We start from the raw sequence: 14,747 nt of genomic DNA, 5'->3' as shown, positions 1-14,747 counted from the left end.
CATCTGTCAAAAAACTCGCATTTTTGATATGTTGTAATATATCTATTGTGATACAATATCATTCTTATTGCTGTCTTTTTCGACGGCATTGTTTGTTTCTAGCGAGAGGTATCGTTCAACATGTTAAGTAGGTTAGGTATTGCAGCAACATCACTATGTGCATTACATTGCATTATGCTGCCGATCTTGCTACCTGCTTTACCTTTGTTTGGCTTGAGCTTTCTTGCCGACCACAGCTGGGAACACGGCTTTTTACTTGCCACTGCGGTGTTAGGGGCGATTACCATCTTTTCTGGTTTTAAACGTTATCACAGAAAACTTTACCCTTTCTATTTGCTGTTCCTAGGTGTTGCTATTTACTGGCAAAACCATCAAGTTGCTGAACAACTACAACCCTTAGTGATTATTTTGGGGAGTGGTTTAATTGTTGCGGCTCACTTTATTAACTTGAAATTGTGTAACAGCTGCAAGCAGTGCGATGAACACGGCTGCAGCTCATAATTAACTTGTAAAACAAGCCCGTAAAACAAGCCCGTAAAACAAGTCCTTAAGATTCGATTTTAAAACCTCTAGTACTGATACGACTAGAGGTTGAGTTCTTTCAGTTTCCTAGTCAATGTGTTTCTACCCCAACCGAGTTTTTTCGCCGCTTCTTGTTTATGACCTTGGGTATGCGCGAGCGCTTTTCTTAGCATAATCCGTTCAAATTCAGGCTGTAGTTCGTCTAGAATTGCCGATTTACCACTTTTCAGTTCTTGATCTAACCATGTCTCCAACGCCGATTGCCAGCTTTGGTCACCAGTCTGAATTGATTTGGATGTTTCAGTAAGCTCGGCGGGCAAATCATCAATTAGGATTTCTTGGCCACTCGCCATTACCGTTAAAAAGCGACAAATGTTTTCTAGTTGTCGAACATTACCGGGCCATTCACAGTGTTTTAAAAAGTTAACTGCTGATTTGTCTAAGGTTTTAGGTTCGACACTGAGCTCTTTTGCCGCGAGTTTTAAAAAGTGATTGGCAAGTTGTGGAATATCTTCTTGTCGCTCTCTTAAGCTTGGTAATTGAATTCTGATCACATTGAGTCGGTGAAATAGATCCTCGCGAAAGTCACCAGCCTGTACGCGCTGTTCGAGATTTTGGTGAGTCGCCGCGATAATGCGAACATCGACCTTAATCGGCGAGTGCCCGCCAACCCGATAAAATTGGCCATCGGCCAAAACACGTAACAATCGCGTTTGAATATCAAGTGGCATATCGCCAATTTCATCTAAGAATAAGGTGCCATTGTGAGCCTGTTCAAAACGGCCTTGACGGACTGAGTTAGCGCCGGTAAACGCGCCTTTTTCGTGGCCGAACAACTCAGATTCGATTAAGTCTTTTGGGATAGCCGCCATATTAAGTGGAATAAAAGGTTGAGCAGCACGTGGACTATGGGAGTGCAGCGCGTGGGCAACTAACTCTTTACCTGTACCTGATTCGCCATTGATCAAAACACTGATACTCGAACGTGACAAGCGACCAATGGCGCGGAAAACTTCCTGCATTGCCGGAGCTTCGCCGATAATACCGACACTGGCTTGGCTGTCGTCTTTTTGCTGCTGTTGTGCGTTTTGTTCACGAGCATGGGTGAGTGCTCGTTTGGTTAAGGCGACGGCCTCATCGATATCAAATGGTTTGGGCAAGTATTCAAACGCACCACCTTGGTATGCGTTAACTGCGCTGTCTAAATCGGAGTGCGCGGTCATAATAATGACGGGTAATAACGGATATTGTTCGCTGATGCGATTTAACAAGGTCATGCCATCGATGTTCGGCATTCTAATGTCTGAAATAATCACTTCAGGCTGGTTGTGATCCAATGCGATTAAAAGGTTGTCGGCGCTATCGAAGGAGGCGGCGCTGATATTGGCATTGGCAAAGGCTTTTTCTAAAACCCAACGGATTGAGCTGTCATCGTCAACAATCCAAACTTGTTCTGTGATCATGCAAGGCTCGCTTCATTAATTGGTAGTAAAATAGTGAATTCGGTTTGACCAGGTCGGCTGCTACAAGACAATTTACCTTGGTGTTGGTGCACCAGTGTTTGAGAAATCGACAAGCCGATACCAGTGCCGTCAGAACGGCCAGACACCATAGGGTAAAACAGCGTATCTTGAATTTGTTCGGGAATCCCTGGGCCATTATCAACAATGCTGACTTTGACGCAGAGTTTGATGCGTTTACCATTAATTGTTTGGTTGCTGGCTACGCGGGTTTTCAGGGTTATTTTGCCTTGTCCTTTAAGTGCCTGAACGGCATTGTTAACAATGTTTAAAATCGCTTGTAGGATTTTATCTTGATCAAACTCGATATCGGGGATTGAAGGGTCGTAGTCACGGACAATTTCAATATTGTGCTCACTGCCTAAACTGACAAGTTGGTATACCTTTTCAATCACTTGGTGGACACTTTGAACGCTGAATTTTGGCAATTGGTTTGGCCCAAGCAATCGGTCAACTAAGTTGGTCAGTCGATCGGCTTGTTCAATAATCATCGCGGTGTATTCTTGTTGCTCAGGTGTAATTTCTCTATTGAGTAACTGAGCCGCACCACGCAAGCCACCGAGCGGATTCTTTATTTCATGCGCTAGTCCGCGAATAAGATCTCTGGCCGATTCCCATTGTTGTTGTTGGAAGGTTTCATTGCTGATTTGTTTTTGCTGGTCGATCTGTTTGCACTCTAATAGTACATGTGGCTCTTGATTGACATCAATTGACGATGCTGTGAGCTCAACCGTAATCGCATAGTTGTCGTAAAGTTGGAACAATACTTCGTTGTCGGTGAACTCTTGTCCCGATTCAATCAACTGTTGTAAGCGATGAATACCAATCGGTTCTTTGGTGAATATCTCGTTGAAATGTTTGCCGTGTAGTTTATCTAAGCTTTTGATTAGCAAAGCTTCTGCCGACGGGTTGGCATATTGAATAACCAGTGATTGGTCTAAAACTATCACTGCGGTGACTAACTGATTAGTGAGCTGTCTCTGGTATTCTAGCTTATGCTGTTGGCGTTCACGACGATCAAGCAAAATAAAATCCTAACGCACTAAATTGGTGCAAACTAAAGTTAAGTGTAAAAGAATAAACTTTAATATGCACCTAACTAGTGCTAATTTGCTCTAATTATCGAGGTTCTATGCATATAAAAGGTTATTGGCTTTGATGATGCAATAACCTTGCCTTGTGCATTGATTAGATCCATTTTTACTTGGTGTTCGCCGCGGTCAACGTTGCGCAGGACAAACATTGAGTTGGCTTGAGGTTTTTCGTACGGCTTGTCGTCTAAGTACAATTGTACTTTTAGCCCTTGTTTGAAGATTGGCTTGATACGCCCCGCGATATAGACAGAGCCGGTATTGTCGCGAATGGTAGCATTGTCTTCAGGTTGGCTAATTTCAACGTGGTATTGTTCTTGAATTTCCTTGGGCTTGATATCCAAGATAGAGGTATCAACTGATGGTAAAACATCGTTATCAGTTTTTACGTCAACTTCTTCTGCACCTGGCCTTGGACTGTCTGAAAAGACCAGTACTCCTTGTTCATTACGCCAGACATAAACTTTCGTCGACGTAGCGTAGACGGCAGTCGATGACAAGATAACTATAAGGACAATCAAATAGAATGCTCTCATACAGTTACTCAGCGTTCCTTTTTTAGTCAATCATATTTACTAATCTATCTAAAATTGACCGGTAGTGCTACAAAAAAAGCCCACCGAAGTGGGCTTTTTATTATCTCAGTTGTTTTTCAGCGCAAATTATACGCTGTAGTACATTTGGAACTCAACCGGGTGAGTTGTCATGTTAAGGGTTTCAACTTCTTCACGCTTAAGGCCGATGTATGCATCAATCATATCTTCGTCCATAACACCGCCAGCAGTTAAGAACTCTTTGTCAGCTTCTAGCGCATCTAGTGCTTCTTCAAAAGAAGACGCTACTTGAGGAATTGCTGCCGCTTCTTCTGCAGGTAGGTCGTATAAATCTTTGTCCATAGCATCGCCAGGGTGGATCTTGTTCTTAATGCCGTCAAGACCAGCCATTAACATTGCAGAGAATGCTAAGTATGGGTTAGCTGTTGGGTCAGGGAAACGTACTTCGATACGACGTGCCTTTGGTGAAGGTACTACAGGAATACGGATTGACGCACTGCGGTTACGCGCTGAGTAGGCAAGCATAACAGGTGCTTCAAAGCCAGGTACTAAACGCTTGTAAGAGTTAGTTGAAGCGTTAGTGAAGGCGTTAAGCGCTTTAGCGTGCTTGATGATACCACCAATGTAGTAAAGAGCAGTTTCAGACAAACCGCCGTACTTGTCACCAGCAAAAAGGTTAACACCGTCTTTCGCTAAAGATTGGTGACAGTGCATACCAGTACCGTTGTCGCCAACTAATGGCTTAGGCATGAAAGTCGCTGTTTTACCGTAAGCGTGAGCTACGTTGTGAACAACATACTTGTAAATTTGAACTTCGTCAGCTTTACTCACCATAGTGTTGAAGCGACAAGCGATTTCGTTTTGACCAGCTGTTGCAACTTCATGGTGATGCGCTTCAACCACTAAGCCCATTTCTTCCATTACTAAACACATTGCTGAACGCAAGTCTTGTGAAGAGTCAACTGGTGCAACTGGGAAGTAACCGCCTTTAACACCTGGACGATGACCTTTGTTGCCACCTTCGTAATCTGTGTCTGAGTTCCAAACCGCTTCTGGATCGTCAATTGAGTATGACGCGCCTGACATGTCAGCTTTGAATTTAACGTCTTCAAATACGAAGAACTCTGGCTCTGGACCAAATAAAACAGTGTCTGCAATACCCGTTGAACGCATGTATTCTTCAGCGCGCTTGGCTACTGAACGAGGGTCGCGGCTGTAACCTTGCATAGTTGCAGGTTCAACGATGTCACAACGGATGTTTAAAGTAACTTCTTCAGTGAACGGGTCTAAAACAGCAGTAGATGCGTCAGGCATTAATACCATGTCAGATTCATTAATACCTTTCCAACCAGCGATTGAAGAGCCGTCGAACATTTTACCTTCTTCGAAGAAGTCTTCGTCGATTTGGTGATGAGGAAGAGAAACGTGTTGCTCTTTACCTTTAGAGTCGGTGAAACGTAAATCAACGAATTTAACATCGTTTTCTTTGATTAAATCTAAAACTGCTTGTGACATCGAAAGTCTCCAGTACTTATTTTTGTGAAATCTAACGTAAACTTGTTAAGTGTGTACACTTGTGCCAGCACAAAAGCGAGTTTCGTGCCAAGGGTAAACTTCTTTGTTTTCAGTGTATTACGATCTGAAGGTGAATGTCTTTGCACTGCTTTGGTGCTTGTTGTGGATCTTTGTGGTGCATTTGGCTGTTTTTGCTCTATTGTTGAGCACTATAAGTCCAACTCTCGCTCGCTTTTAGCTTTGTGACAATTCGGTAAATAAAGCGGTTAACTGTTTTATTTGTTGACGTTAGTCCTGTATAATTCGCGCCCAATTATAGCCCTAAGAGCAAAAGCCTGTGTTAGATAAATTAAGAAATGTAGCGATTATCGCTCACGTTGACCACGGTAAAACCACGCTTGTTGATAAGTTGTTGGAACAATCGGGTACGCTTGATTCAAGAACTGAACTTGAAGATCGCGTAATGGATTCAAATGATATCGAGAAAGAGCGCGGTATCACTATTTTAGCGAAAAACACTGCTATTAACTGGAACGACTATCGTGTAAATATCGTAGATACTCCAGGTCACGCCGATTTTGGTGGTGAAGTTGAGCGTGTTATGTCGATGGTTGACTCTGTATTGTTGATTGTTGACGCGCAAGAAGGCCCGATGCCACAAACGCGTTTCGTTACGCAAAAAGCTTTTGCTCAAGGCTTAAAGCCAATCGTTGTTATTAACAAGATTGACAAGCCGGGCGCTCGTCCTGATTGGGTAATGGATCAAGTGTTTGACTTGTTCGACAACTTAGGCGCTAGCGATGAACAGTTAGACTTCCAAGTGGTATACGCATCAGCAATTAACGGTTGGGCATCTTTGGAAGAAGGTGAAACTGGCGCTGATATGACGCCGCTTTTCCAAACGATTATCGACCAAGTACCTGCACCAGACGCTGATCCTGAAGGCGCTTTCCAAATGCAAGTATCACAACTTGATTACAGCTCTTACTTGGGCGTTATCGGTGTTGGTCGTGTTACTCGTGGTAGTGTTAAGCCAAACCAACAAGTGACTATTCAAACTGCAGCGGGTCCAGTACACAACGGTAAAGTTGGTAAAGTATTTGGTTACTTAGGTCTTGAGCGTCACGAAGTTGAAGAAGCCAAAGCGGGCGACATTATCGCCATTACTGGTTTAGGCGAGCTTAAGATTTCTGACACTATTTGTTGTCCGTCAGAAGTTGAGCCATTACCAGCGCTTTCTGTTGATGAACCAACGGTGACCATGACCTTCCAGGTAAATACTTCTCCATTTGCTGGTCAAGAAGGTAAGTTTGTTACTTCGCGCAACATTCTTGAGCGTTTAGAAAAAGAGCTCGTTCACAACGTTGCTTTGCGTGTTGAAGAAACTGATGACCCTGACAAGTTCCGCGTTTCTGGTCGTGGTGAACTTCACTTAGGTATTTTGATTGAAAACATGCGTCGTGAAGGTTTTGAATTAGCCGTATCTCGCCCTGAAGTTATCATGCGTGACGTTGACGGTCAGATTGAAGAGCCTTACGAAACGGTAACCGTTGATGTTGAAGAAGAGCATCAAGGTTCAATCATGGAAAAAATGGGTCTGCGCAAAGCTGAATTGACCGATATGGCGCCAGATGGCAAAGGCCGTATTCGCATGGACTTCATTATGCCAAGTCGTGGTTTGATTGGTTTCCAAACTGAGTTCATGACCTTAACTTCAGGTTCAGGTTTGATTTACCACACATTCTTACAGTATGGCCCGCACAAAGGTGGCGAAATTGGTCAGCGTTTGAACGGTGTATTAATTGCCAATGCCCAAGGTAAAGCGTTAACTAACGCATTATTTAACTTACAAGACCGCGGTCGTTTGATGATTGGTCACGGTGTTGAAGTTTACGAAGGTATGGTGATCGGTATTCACAGCCGTGATAACGACTTAACCGTTAACGCCCTTAAAGGTAAGCAGTTAACTAACGTTCGTGCCGCAGGTACTGATGACGCGCAAGTATTAACGCCGCCAATTCAAATGACGCTTGAACAAGCACTTGAGTTTATTGATGACGATGAGCTTGTTGAAGTAACCCCTGAGAATATTCGCATTCGTAAGAAGTGGTTGAAAGAGTCTGATCGTAAACGTGAAAGCCGCAACGCTAAAAAAGCTTAGTTGCACGCTTGAGTGATTAACTAACTTGGCGTGCAATAGCGTGCTAAATTAGTGACTTGATAAGCCATTGCTGTTGCAGCAATGGCTTTTTTGTTTATCTTCAGCCACGTGTTAACTCAGTTGCCAAGCTATGATAACGTATCGGTTTTAAATTCAAATTGTAATACTGGAGTGTTTTCCATGAATGGCCAAGCGATCTTTTATCCCGTGTTAGCGCATTTGCTGTTAGTGATTAGTTTGTACTTTTTAATGGCAGCTCGAAAAAGCAAAGCGGTTAAGGCCAAAGAAGTCGATCGCAAGAAAGCCGCGTTAGACAATAAAGCTTGGCCTGACTATGTCTTGCTGGTATCGAATAATCTTGCCAATCAGTACGAAGCACCGATTTTATTTTACGTGGTTTGTTTAGTCAGCTATGTCACCAACAGTGTGACTGACTTAACAATTTGGTTAGCATGTGGCTTTTGTGCGCTGCGTTATCTGCATTCTTATGTTCAGATCAGCAGTAACTACGTGCCACATCGTATGGCGGTATTTAGTTTGTCACTATTGGTTTTGTTAGTGATGATGATCCAAACAGCGATAGCCATCATTTAATTGTCGGCTAGGTAATGATGCAAAAGAGTGTGAAAGAGGAAGAACGATGGCGATAGTCGTTAAAAGTGTCATGGAAAAAACAGGCATGTACAAAATCGATGAATTTGGCGTAGTTAACTACAGTGTTTTCGCCATTGCCTTATTTTCGATTTTAGCGATGACCGTTTTGGTTTGTAGCTTGGGTTATGTGACTTACCTTGCTGAGTTAGGCGCTGAAAATGCTAATATTGCCAATTACACCGATGCCTTGTGGTTGATGCTAATGAGTTCTAGTACTATCGGCTTTGGCGATCATTACCCTGTCACCTTGGTTGGTCGAGCTATGGTGCTACTAATGTTCGTACTTGGCGTAGGCATTCTCGGCGGCATAGGCGCCATTTTTGCGGGCAAAGTCTTTGGCTTTTCAGACACTAATGTCAAAAATCGTGAGCTTCGTAAGCAAAATGATCAAATTTTGAAGAAGCTGATAGAGCTTGAAGCACAGCTAGACAAATTAACGAAAAAAATAACTGAGTAAGTAGGAATAAAGTTACCAATGCAAGCAGTAAAACGCGTGGTATTTTTGGGCGCGCCCAGTACAGGTAAAACAACCATTGCCGAGTTAGTGGCAGAGCGTCTTGAAACTGAGTTTATCGCGGAATTCGGTCGAGAATATTGGCTCGAACATCAGTGTGATCGTTTGCTCAGTCAAGAACAGTTGCTCTACATTGCCGAACAACAAATTAGATTAGAAGATGAAGCAATAGCCAATGCCAACAAGTTTTTAATTGTTGATACCAACGCTTTGACCACTTGGCATTTTGCACAAGACTACTACGGCTGCGCCCATCCCAAATTAGACCAATTAGCTGATGAGAGTAAGGAGCGTTTTGACGTAGTGTTTCTGTGTAAAGATGACATTCCTTTTGAAGACACTTGGGAGCGCAGTGGCGACGTTAAACGCGACGAGTTTCAGCGTTTTATTACTGAGCAACTTCATTTGAGAAATATTGCCTATACAGAACTTTCAGGTAGTGTTGAAGAGCGTTTTCAGCAGGTTACCGAAGTCTTGCAAGCTTAGTTTGATGTAAAAAGGAACGCTCTTTTAGCACGCTTAATGCAGAGCGCTCCTCTGATTTATTTACTATTTTAACAGATTGGCTGGCGAGTATTGATCGGTCAGAATACGGGTATTTTCAGGCCAATCTTTGCGCTCTGAGATTTGTCTATTGACGTGCTCTAGGTCAACACCAAAAGGCGTTAACATAGCTTTTAATTGACTTGCTCTCGTGGTCATTGTTGCTCGAGCAGGACGCCCATTTTTACCGGCTAAAATAATCCTATTGCCACCGTTTTCATTACTAACATTGTAAAAATCACCAAAGACATCGTGATAAGTGGCTGATTCATAATCGTAAAGACGACTAATTGAGAAAGTGTTGGCCAAAACAATGCCTTGCTCGCTAAGTAGTGCTTTTACTTCTTGTAAAAACTCTCGGGTCATCAAGTGTTCTGGAATATAATCGCCGTTGAAAGCATCGAGAATAATCCAATCGTATTGTTGTTTTTTCACCAAAGCGCGCTTGACAAAAATACGACCATCTCGAGCAATGGTTTGAATCTTGTCGTTTTCTAGGTAGGCAAAATACTCTTTCGCTACTTTGACGACAGCAGGATCTATTTCAACATTATCAATCGTGATATCGGGAAATAACTGATGCAATGTATTTGAAATAGTACCGCCACCTAGGCCAATAATCAGTACTCGCTCTGGCTCAGGTTGGGCGAGTAAGCCCGCAAATAGTAGCTTAGTGTAAGAGAAAATCAGTTTTTGTGGATTGCTTTTCGACATGCAACTTTGGTTGCTGGTGTTGCGCTTAACAGTAAATTTTAAGCAGCGAATATCCTTTTTATCTTCAACAATGATATTTCTGTATAGCGAACGTTCACTGTGAATGACTTTTGCAGATACCGAACTTGCACAGGTGATTGTTAGCGCGATCGCTGCGCTAAACTGAACTGCTAGTGACGAAACTTTGTTAAGCATGAGCGCGCTCCAGTTGGTTTAAAGGTTTGGTGAGAAAAATAGCGCATAAGCCCAAAACAACCAATATGGTGCAGTAACTTAAAATAATGGCGTTGACTTCAAACCATAGAACAAAATAAAACGAGGTCATTATCGTGCCAAGCGCACTACCAAGTGTCGAGACAAAATAAAGCTTGCCCGCCACTTGTCCACTCTCTTCTTTACTGGTTACTAGCAGTCTTACTGAATAAGGCGAAATCATGCCAAGAATAATCGTTGGGATAAAAAACAGTGCCATAGAGGCGAGTAACGAGCCATAGCGACTGTCTTCAATCGCCGTAAAAATAAATTCCATAATCGGCTCGGCAAATAGCGCAACTGGCGTCACGGTAATTCCAGCGATAATAAAAATAGTGCCGTAGCGTGTTAGCGATGCGTTGTGTGTAGAGTATTTGCCACCGAGTAGGTAGCCAATCGACAAACTCAACATAAATACTGTGATTATACTGCCCCAAATATGAACACTACTGCCAAAGTAGGGTGCCAGTATACGACCGGCCAGAAGCTCTATTCCCATAATGGAAAAACCACTGGTAAAAGCCAATAAATATACGAGTAAATTGATAGCGCTAGCGGGCATCTGTAGTCCTGTGTAAAGATTATTATGGAATATTATGCCCACAGCCTATCGACTTTGCTTCGACAATTCTAGCGTTAAATAGTTGATCTACCCTGTAAATGAGTCGGCTGGCATCTTGATGTAACTGGCAGCTGGTTAAGGGAGATAACAGTGAACAGTGTTACTAGGCCTTACTAACTGAGATTGGTTGCTGGTTAGATAAGGCGATAACAACAATAACGCCACCGCCCATGACCAAACAGTAAACCGTACTTAGCAAAGTTCCTTGGTGTAGCACTGCAAGTAATAAAAATGCTGAGCTAGCTAGTGCATCTAAAATTAAATGCATTTTATAACTGAAAAATTTAAACAAACTCAATTTATAGCTTGTTAACAGGCTGTAGCTCATTAACCCGAGTCCAGCAGTAATTGAAAACCAATACACTAGTGCGGATTCTTGTTTTAGCGATAACAGCATAGGCAATAAGACTAGACCAAGAGCGGCGGTATAATCGAGCAAGCCGTGTAAGGTTGGTGAAATAACTTTTAAATTCATAATGACCTCGTTGACAATTGTTTTTATTCGAAACAAATGTTATTCGATCAAAATATGAACTGTCAATATGTTTTTATTCGAAACAAATAATCGTTGTCTAAGTATGTTGGCGGGTATAAGATAAAGCCATGATTACTAATAACGTTACCGACTACCTAGAAGCGCTCGTCAATATCTTGCGCAGCGAGCAAAAAAAGCTCGCCAATGAGCACGGCTTGCAACTGATTCATTTGCAAATAATTCACTATTTAGCGCGTTGTAACCGTTACAGTAATACCCTATTGGTGCTGTGCGAGTTTTTAGGGCAAACCAAAGGCACAGTCTCGACCTCGGTCAGCTTGCTTGAAAAAAAGCAGTTAGTCCGAAAAGAAGCTGATTTAATCGATAAACGCAAGCAGCATTTAAAATTGACTGCTGATGGTAAAAAATTGGCTAAACATCAGAGCAAAGCGTGGTCGATCGCCGAAAGTCAGTATCAAGATGGCGAACATCAGGCCTTGTTAGCAGCATTTGATAGCTTGTTGAGAAAACTACAACAGGGCAATAACTATAAAGTATTTGGCGTTTGCCATACTTGTAGGCACTTTAAACGCCAGCAGGGGCAGGTGATTTGTGGCTTGACTCAAGAAGTGTTACAAACTGATGAGCACCAGCAACTTTGCGTTCATCACAATAGCTAACAAAAAAGCCCGATAAACTGAAGTTTATCGGGCATTCAACCAGTGAGCTTATAGAAGAGGTTTTAAAAACCTCGCAGTGTGGGAGGCACAATGTTCGGCGACACTTTCTGGGGTTCCGGTAACCAATATTTGGCCGCCACCGGAGCCACCTTCAGGACCTAAGTCGACAATCCAGTCTGCCGTTTTAATCACGTCTAAGTTGTGTTCAATAACTACTATGGTATTGCCGTGATCGCGCAAGCGATGAATCACTTCCAACAGTTGCTTAATATCGTGGAAGTGTAAACCGGTTGTCGGTTCATCAAGAATGTATAAGGTTTTACCGGTATCGCGTTTTGACAACTCTTTTGACAGTTTCACCCGTTGTGCTTCACCGCCTGAAAGCGTGGTTGCCGACTGGCCGAGTTTGATATAGCTCAGGCCAACATCCATTAAAGTTTGCAACTTACGTTTAACTGCCGGAATCGGCGCGAAAAATTCAAAGGCATCTTCAATCGTCATATCCAATACTTCGTGAATATTTTTGCCTTTGTATTTTACTTCTAGGGTTTCGCGGTTGTAACGTTTGCCTTTACAAACATCACAAGGCACGTAAACGTCGGGCAAAAAGTGCATCTCAACCTTGATTACGCCGTCGCCTTGGCACGCTTCACAGCGGCCACCTTTAACGTTAAAACTAAAGCGACCGGGCTTGTAACCGCGCGAACGCGCTTCTTGGGTACCAGCAAAAATCTCGCGCACTGCGGTAAAAATACCAGTATACGTTGCTGGGTTTGAGCGTGGTGTTCTACCGATTGGGCTTTGGTCAATATCAATGACTTTATCGAGCTGGTCTAGACCGCTAATGCTTTTATGCGGCGCCGGCTCTTGGGTTGTTGCGCCATTGAGCTCGGTATGAGCAAGTTTGTATAAAGTGTCGTTGATTAAGGTTGATTTACCTGAACCCGATACACCTGTAATACAAGTCATCAAACCAACTGGAATGGTTAAATCAACATTTTTTAAGTTATTACCGCTAGCCCCTTTAAGCTCTACCAAGGCTTTGTCGTTAAACGGGGTTCTTCTGCTTGGTACTTCAATTTTTTCGACGCCGGATAAATACTTGCCGGTAAGTGACTCAGTGCTGGCTTTAATCGCTTCAACGTCGCCTTGAGCAATCACACTGCCGCCATGGACACCAGCGCCGGGGCCAATATCGATAACAAAATCGGCCGCGCGAATCGCGTCTTCGTCGTGTTCAACCACAATCACGGTATTACCGAGATCGCGCAGGTGAATCAAAGTGTTGAGTAAGCGTTCGTTATCGCGTTGGTGCAATCCTATTGATGGCTCGTCAAGTACGTACATAACGCCAACTAAGCCAGCGCCAATTTGACTGGCCAAGCGAATGCGCTGCGCTTCACCACCTGATAGCGTATCGGCGCTGCGCGATAGGTTGAGGTAGTTCAAGCCAACGTTAACCAAAAAGCCCAAGCGATCGTTGATTTCTTTTAGGATTTTTTCGGCGATTTTACCTCGTTGCCCAGTCAGGTTAAGGCTTTGAAAAAAGTCCAATGCTTCGGCAATTGAGTATTCGGTGATGGTTGGCAAAGGCGTGTCGTTGATAAAGACATTGCGCGCTTCTAAACGCAAACGACTACCGTAACAGTCGTGACAAGATTGGCTATTTAAGTACTTGGCCAGTTCTTCGCGTACCGCATTTGATTCAGTTTCGCGATAACGGCGGTCCATGTTGTTTAAGATACCCTCGAATGGGTGCTTGCGAACGATGATGTCGCCGCGATCATTCATGTACTTAAACTCGATTTCTTGTTTACCACTGCCGTAAAGCACGAGCTTTTGCGTTTTGTCGTCGAGTTCTTGAAAAGGCGTGTCAACGGCAAAGTCGTAGTGTTCGGCTAAGGCTTGCAACATCTGAAAATAATAAAAGTTGCGTTTGTCCCAGCCGCGAATAGCGCCGCCAGAAAGGCTTAATTCAGGGTTGGTGATCACACGGCTTGGGTCGAAAAACTGCTGATTACCCAAACCATCACAGGTTTGGCAAGCGCCAGCAGGGTTGTTAAACGAGAACAACCTCGGCTCCAACTCCTGCATACTATAGCCACATTGTGGACAGGCAAAGTTAGCTGAAAACAGCAACTCTTCGCGCTCGGGTTCGTCCATAAAAGCGACTTTGGCGGTACCGGCGGAAAGTTCGAGAGCATTCTCAAATGACTCGGCCAAGCGCAATTGAATATCTTTACGCACTTTTAAGCGGTCAACCACGACTTCAATGGTGTGCTTTTTGTGTAATTCTAATTTCGGTGGATCTGATAAATCACACACTTCACCGTCAATACGCGCGCGAATGTAGCCTTGAGCGGCGAGGTTGTCCAAAAGCTTAATATGTTCGCCTTTGCGATTTTGCAGCACTGGAGCTAGCACCATCACTTTTGTCCCTTCTTCAAGCGTTAGGACTTTGTCGACCATTTGCGAGACGGTTTGTGCTGCTAACGGCTCGTGATGGGTTGGGCAGCGAGGCTCGCCAACTCGCGCGTAAAGCAAACGCAAGTAGTCGTATATTTCGGTAATGGTACCAACGGTTGAGCGCGGGTTATGTGAAGTTGATTTCTGTTCAATTGAAATGGCCGGTGACAGCCCTTCAATATGATCGACATCGGGCTTTTCCATCAAGGATAAAAACTGACGGGCATAGGCAGAGAGCGATTCTACATAACGGCGTTGGCCTTCCGCATACAAGGTATCAAAGGCGAGAGATGATTTACCTGAACCAGAAAGGCCGGTAATAACAATGAGCTTGTCGCGAGGAATATCGAGATTGATGTTCTTTAAGTTGTGAGTGCGCGCGCCCCTGACTTCAATTTGCTGCATAAAATATCCGTAAACGAGAATTTGACCGAAAAGCGAAACAATCGCTTATTATCGCATAA

14 protein-coding genes are annotated in these 14,747 nt (G+C 43.5%); 6 read left to right on the top strand and 8 right to left on the bottom strand.

The genetic code is table 11. From position 1 onward, the window contains the following. Positions 1-120 precede the first annotated feature (120 nt). Positions 121-501 carry a MerC domain-containing protein gene (locus tag J7384_RS14375; protein ID WP_209115150.1) on the top strand — a complete coding sequence of 127 codons (381 nt, stop codon included), beginning with the start codon at positions 121-123 and terminating at the stop codon, positions 499-501. Positions 502-584: 83 nt separating this feature from the next. Here J7384_RS14375 and glnG read toward each other — a convergent pair whose 3' ends face one another. The 4 genes from glnG to glnA form a co-directional block, all read right to left on the bottom strand. Further along, positions 585-1,985 carry a nitrogen regulation protein NR(I) gene (gene glnG, locus J7384_RS14370; RefSeq protein WP_209115149.1) on the bottom strand — a complete coding sequence of 467 codons (1,401 nt, stop codon included), beginning with the start codon at positions 1,983-1,985 and terminating at the stop codon, positions 585-587. Beyond that, entirely contained in the window at positions 1,982-3,067 is a 1,086-nt protein-coding gene (glnL, locus tag J7384_RS14365; RefSeq protein WP_209115148.1) for a nitrogen regulation protein NR(II), read from the bottom strand. The genes glnG and glnL overlap by 4 nt, the downstream gene beginning before the upstream one ends. A gap of 80 nt (positions 3,068-3,147) precedes the next feature. Continuing rightward, complete coding sequence (locus tag J7384_RS14360) at positions 3,148-3,669, bottom strand: DUF4124 domain-containing protein (RefSeq protein WP_209115147.1); 522 nt, start codon at positions 3,667-3,669, stop codon at positions 3,148-3,150. Positions 3,670-3,795: 126 nt separating this feature from the next. Next, positions 3,796-5,202, bottom strand: coding sequence for a glutamate--ammonia ligase (gene glnA / locus J7384_RS14355; protein ID WP_209115146.1), 1,407 nt, complete (start codon positions 5,200-5,202; stop codon positions 3,796-3,798). 337 nt (positions 5,203-5,539) lie between these two features. Here glnA and typA point away from each other — a divergent pair, with 337 nt between their 5' ends. From typA to J7384_RS14335, 4 genes are all read left to right on the top strand, one after another. Then, positions 5,540-7,363 carry a translational GTPase TypA gene (gene typA / locus J7384_RS14350; protein ID WP_209115144.1) on the top strand — a complete coding sequence of 608 codons (1,824 nt, stop codon included), beginning with the start codon at positions 5,540-5,542 and terminating at the stop codon, positions 7,361-7,363. A gap of 180 nt (positions 7,364-7,543) precedes the next feature. Further along, the gene (locus J7384_RS14345; protein WP_209115142.1) at positions 7,544-7,957 is read left to right on the top strand and encodes an MAPEG family protein; all 414 of its coding nucleotides are present in this window, start codon (positions 7,544-7,546) and stop codon (positions 7,955-7,957) included. A 46-nt stretch (positions 7,958-8,003) separates the two neighbouring features. Further along, a complete protein-coding gene (locus tag J7384_RS14340) occupies positions 8,004-8,474 on the top strand; it encodes a two pore domain potassium channel family protein (protein ID WP_209115140.1) in 471 nt (156 codons plus the stop codon). Between the two features lie 18 nt (positions 8,475-8,492). After that, complete coding sequence (locus J7384_RS14335; RefSeq protein WP_209115138.1) at positions 8,493-9,017, top strand: ATP-binding protein; 525 nt, start codon at positions 8,493-8,495, stop codon at positions 9,015-9,017. Between the two features lie 63 nt (positions 9,018-9,080). Here the strand turns inward: J7384_RS14335 and J7384_RS14330 are convergent, their stop codons facing one another. From J7384_RS14330 to J7384_RS14320, 3 genes are all read right to left on the bottom strand, one after another. Beyond that, the gene (locus tag J7384_RS14330) at positions 9,081-9,983 is read right to left on the bottom strand and encodes a fused MFS/spermidine synthase (protein ID WP_209115136.1); all 903 of its coding nucleotides are present in this window, start codon (positions 9,981-9,983) and stop codon (positions 9,081-9,083) included. Beyond that, entirely contained in the window at positions 9,976-10,602 is a 627-nt protein-coding gene (locus J7384_RS14325) for a fused MFS/spermidine synthase (RefSeq protein ID WP_247741805.1), read from the bottom strand. Before J7384_RS14325 ends, J7384_RS14330 begins: the two co-directional genes overlap by 8 nt. 163 nt (positions 10,603-10,765) lie before the next feature. Further along, positions 10,766-11,137, bottom strand: coding sequence for a hypothetical protein (locus J7384_RS14320; RefSeq protein ID WP_209115134.1), 372 nt, complete (start codon positions 11,135-11,137; stop codon positions 10,766-10,768). A 128-nt stretch (positions 11,138-11,265) separates the two neighbouring features. Here J7384_RS14320 and J7384_RS14315 point away from each other — a divergent pair, with 128 nt between their 5' ends. Beyond that, positions 11,266-11,817 (top strand): MarR family winged helix-turn-helix transcriptional regulator, encoded by a 552-nt coding sequence (locus tag J7384_RS14315; protein WP_209115132.1) that lies wholly within the window; start codon positions 11,266-11,268, stop codon positions 11,815-11,817. Positions 11,818-11,865: 48 nt separating this feature from the next. Here the strand turns inward: J7384_RS14315 and uvrA are convergent, their stop codons facing one another. Then, positions 11,866-14,688 (bottom strand): excinuclease ABC subunit UvrA, encoded by a 2,823-nt coding sequence (gene uvrA / locus J7384_RS14310; RefSeq protein ID WP_209115130.1) that lies wholly within the window; start codon positions 14,686-14,688, stop codon positions 11,866-11,868. Positions 14,689-14,747 lie beyond the last annotated feature (59 nt).

This window comes from Endozoicomonas sp. G2_1, from assembly GCF_017744155.1.
In the GTDB taxonomy this organism is placed as follows: Bacteria; Pseudomonadota; Gammaproteobacteria; order Enterobacterales; family Alteromonadaceae; genus JAGHQT01.
Note: the sequence above shows the minus strand (reverse complement) of the source record. Positions and strands in the feature narration are given on the sequence as shown.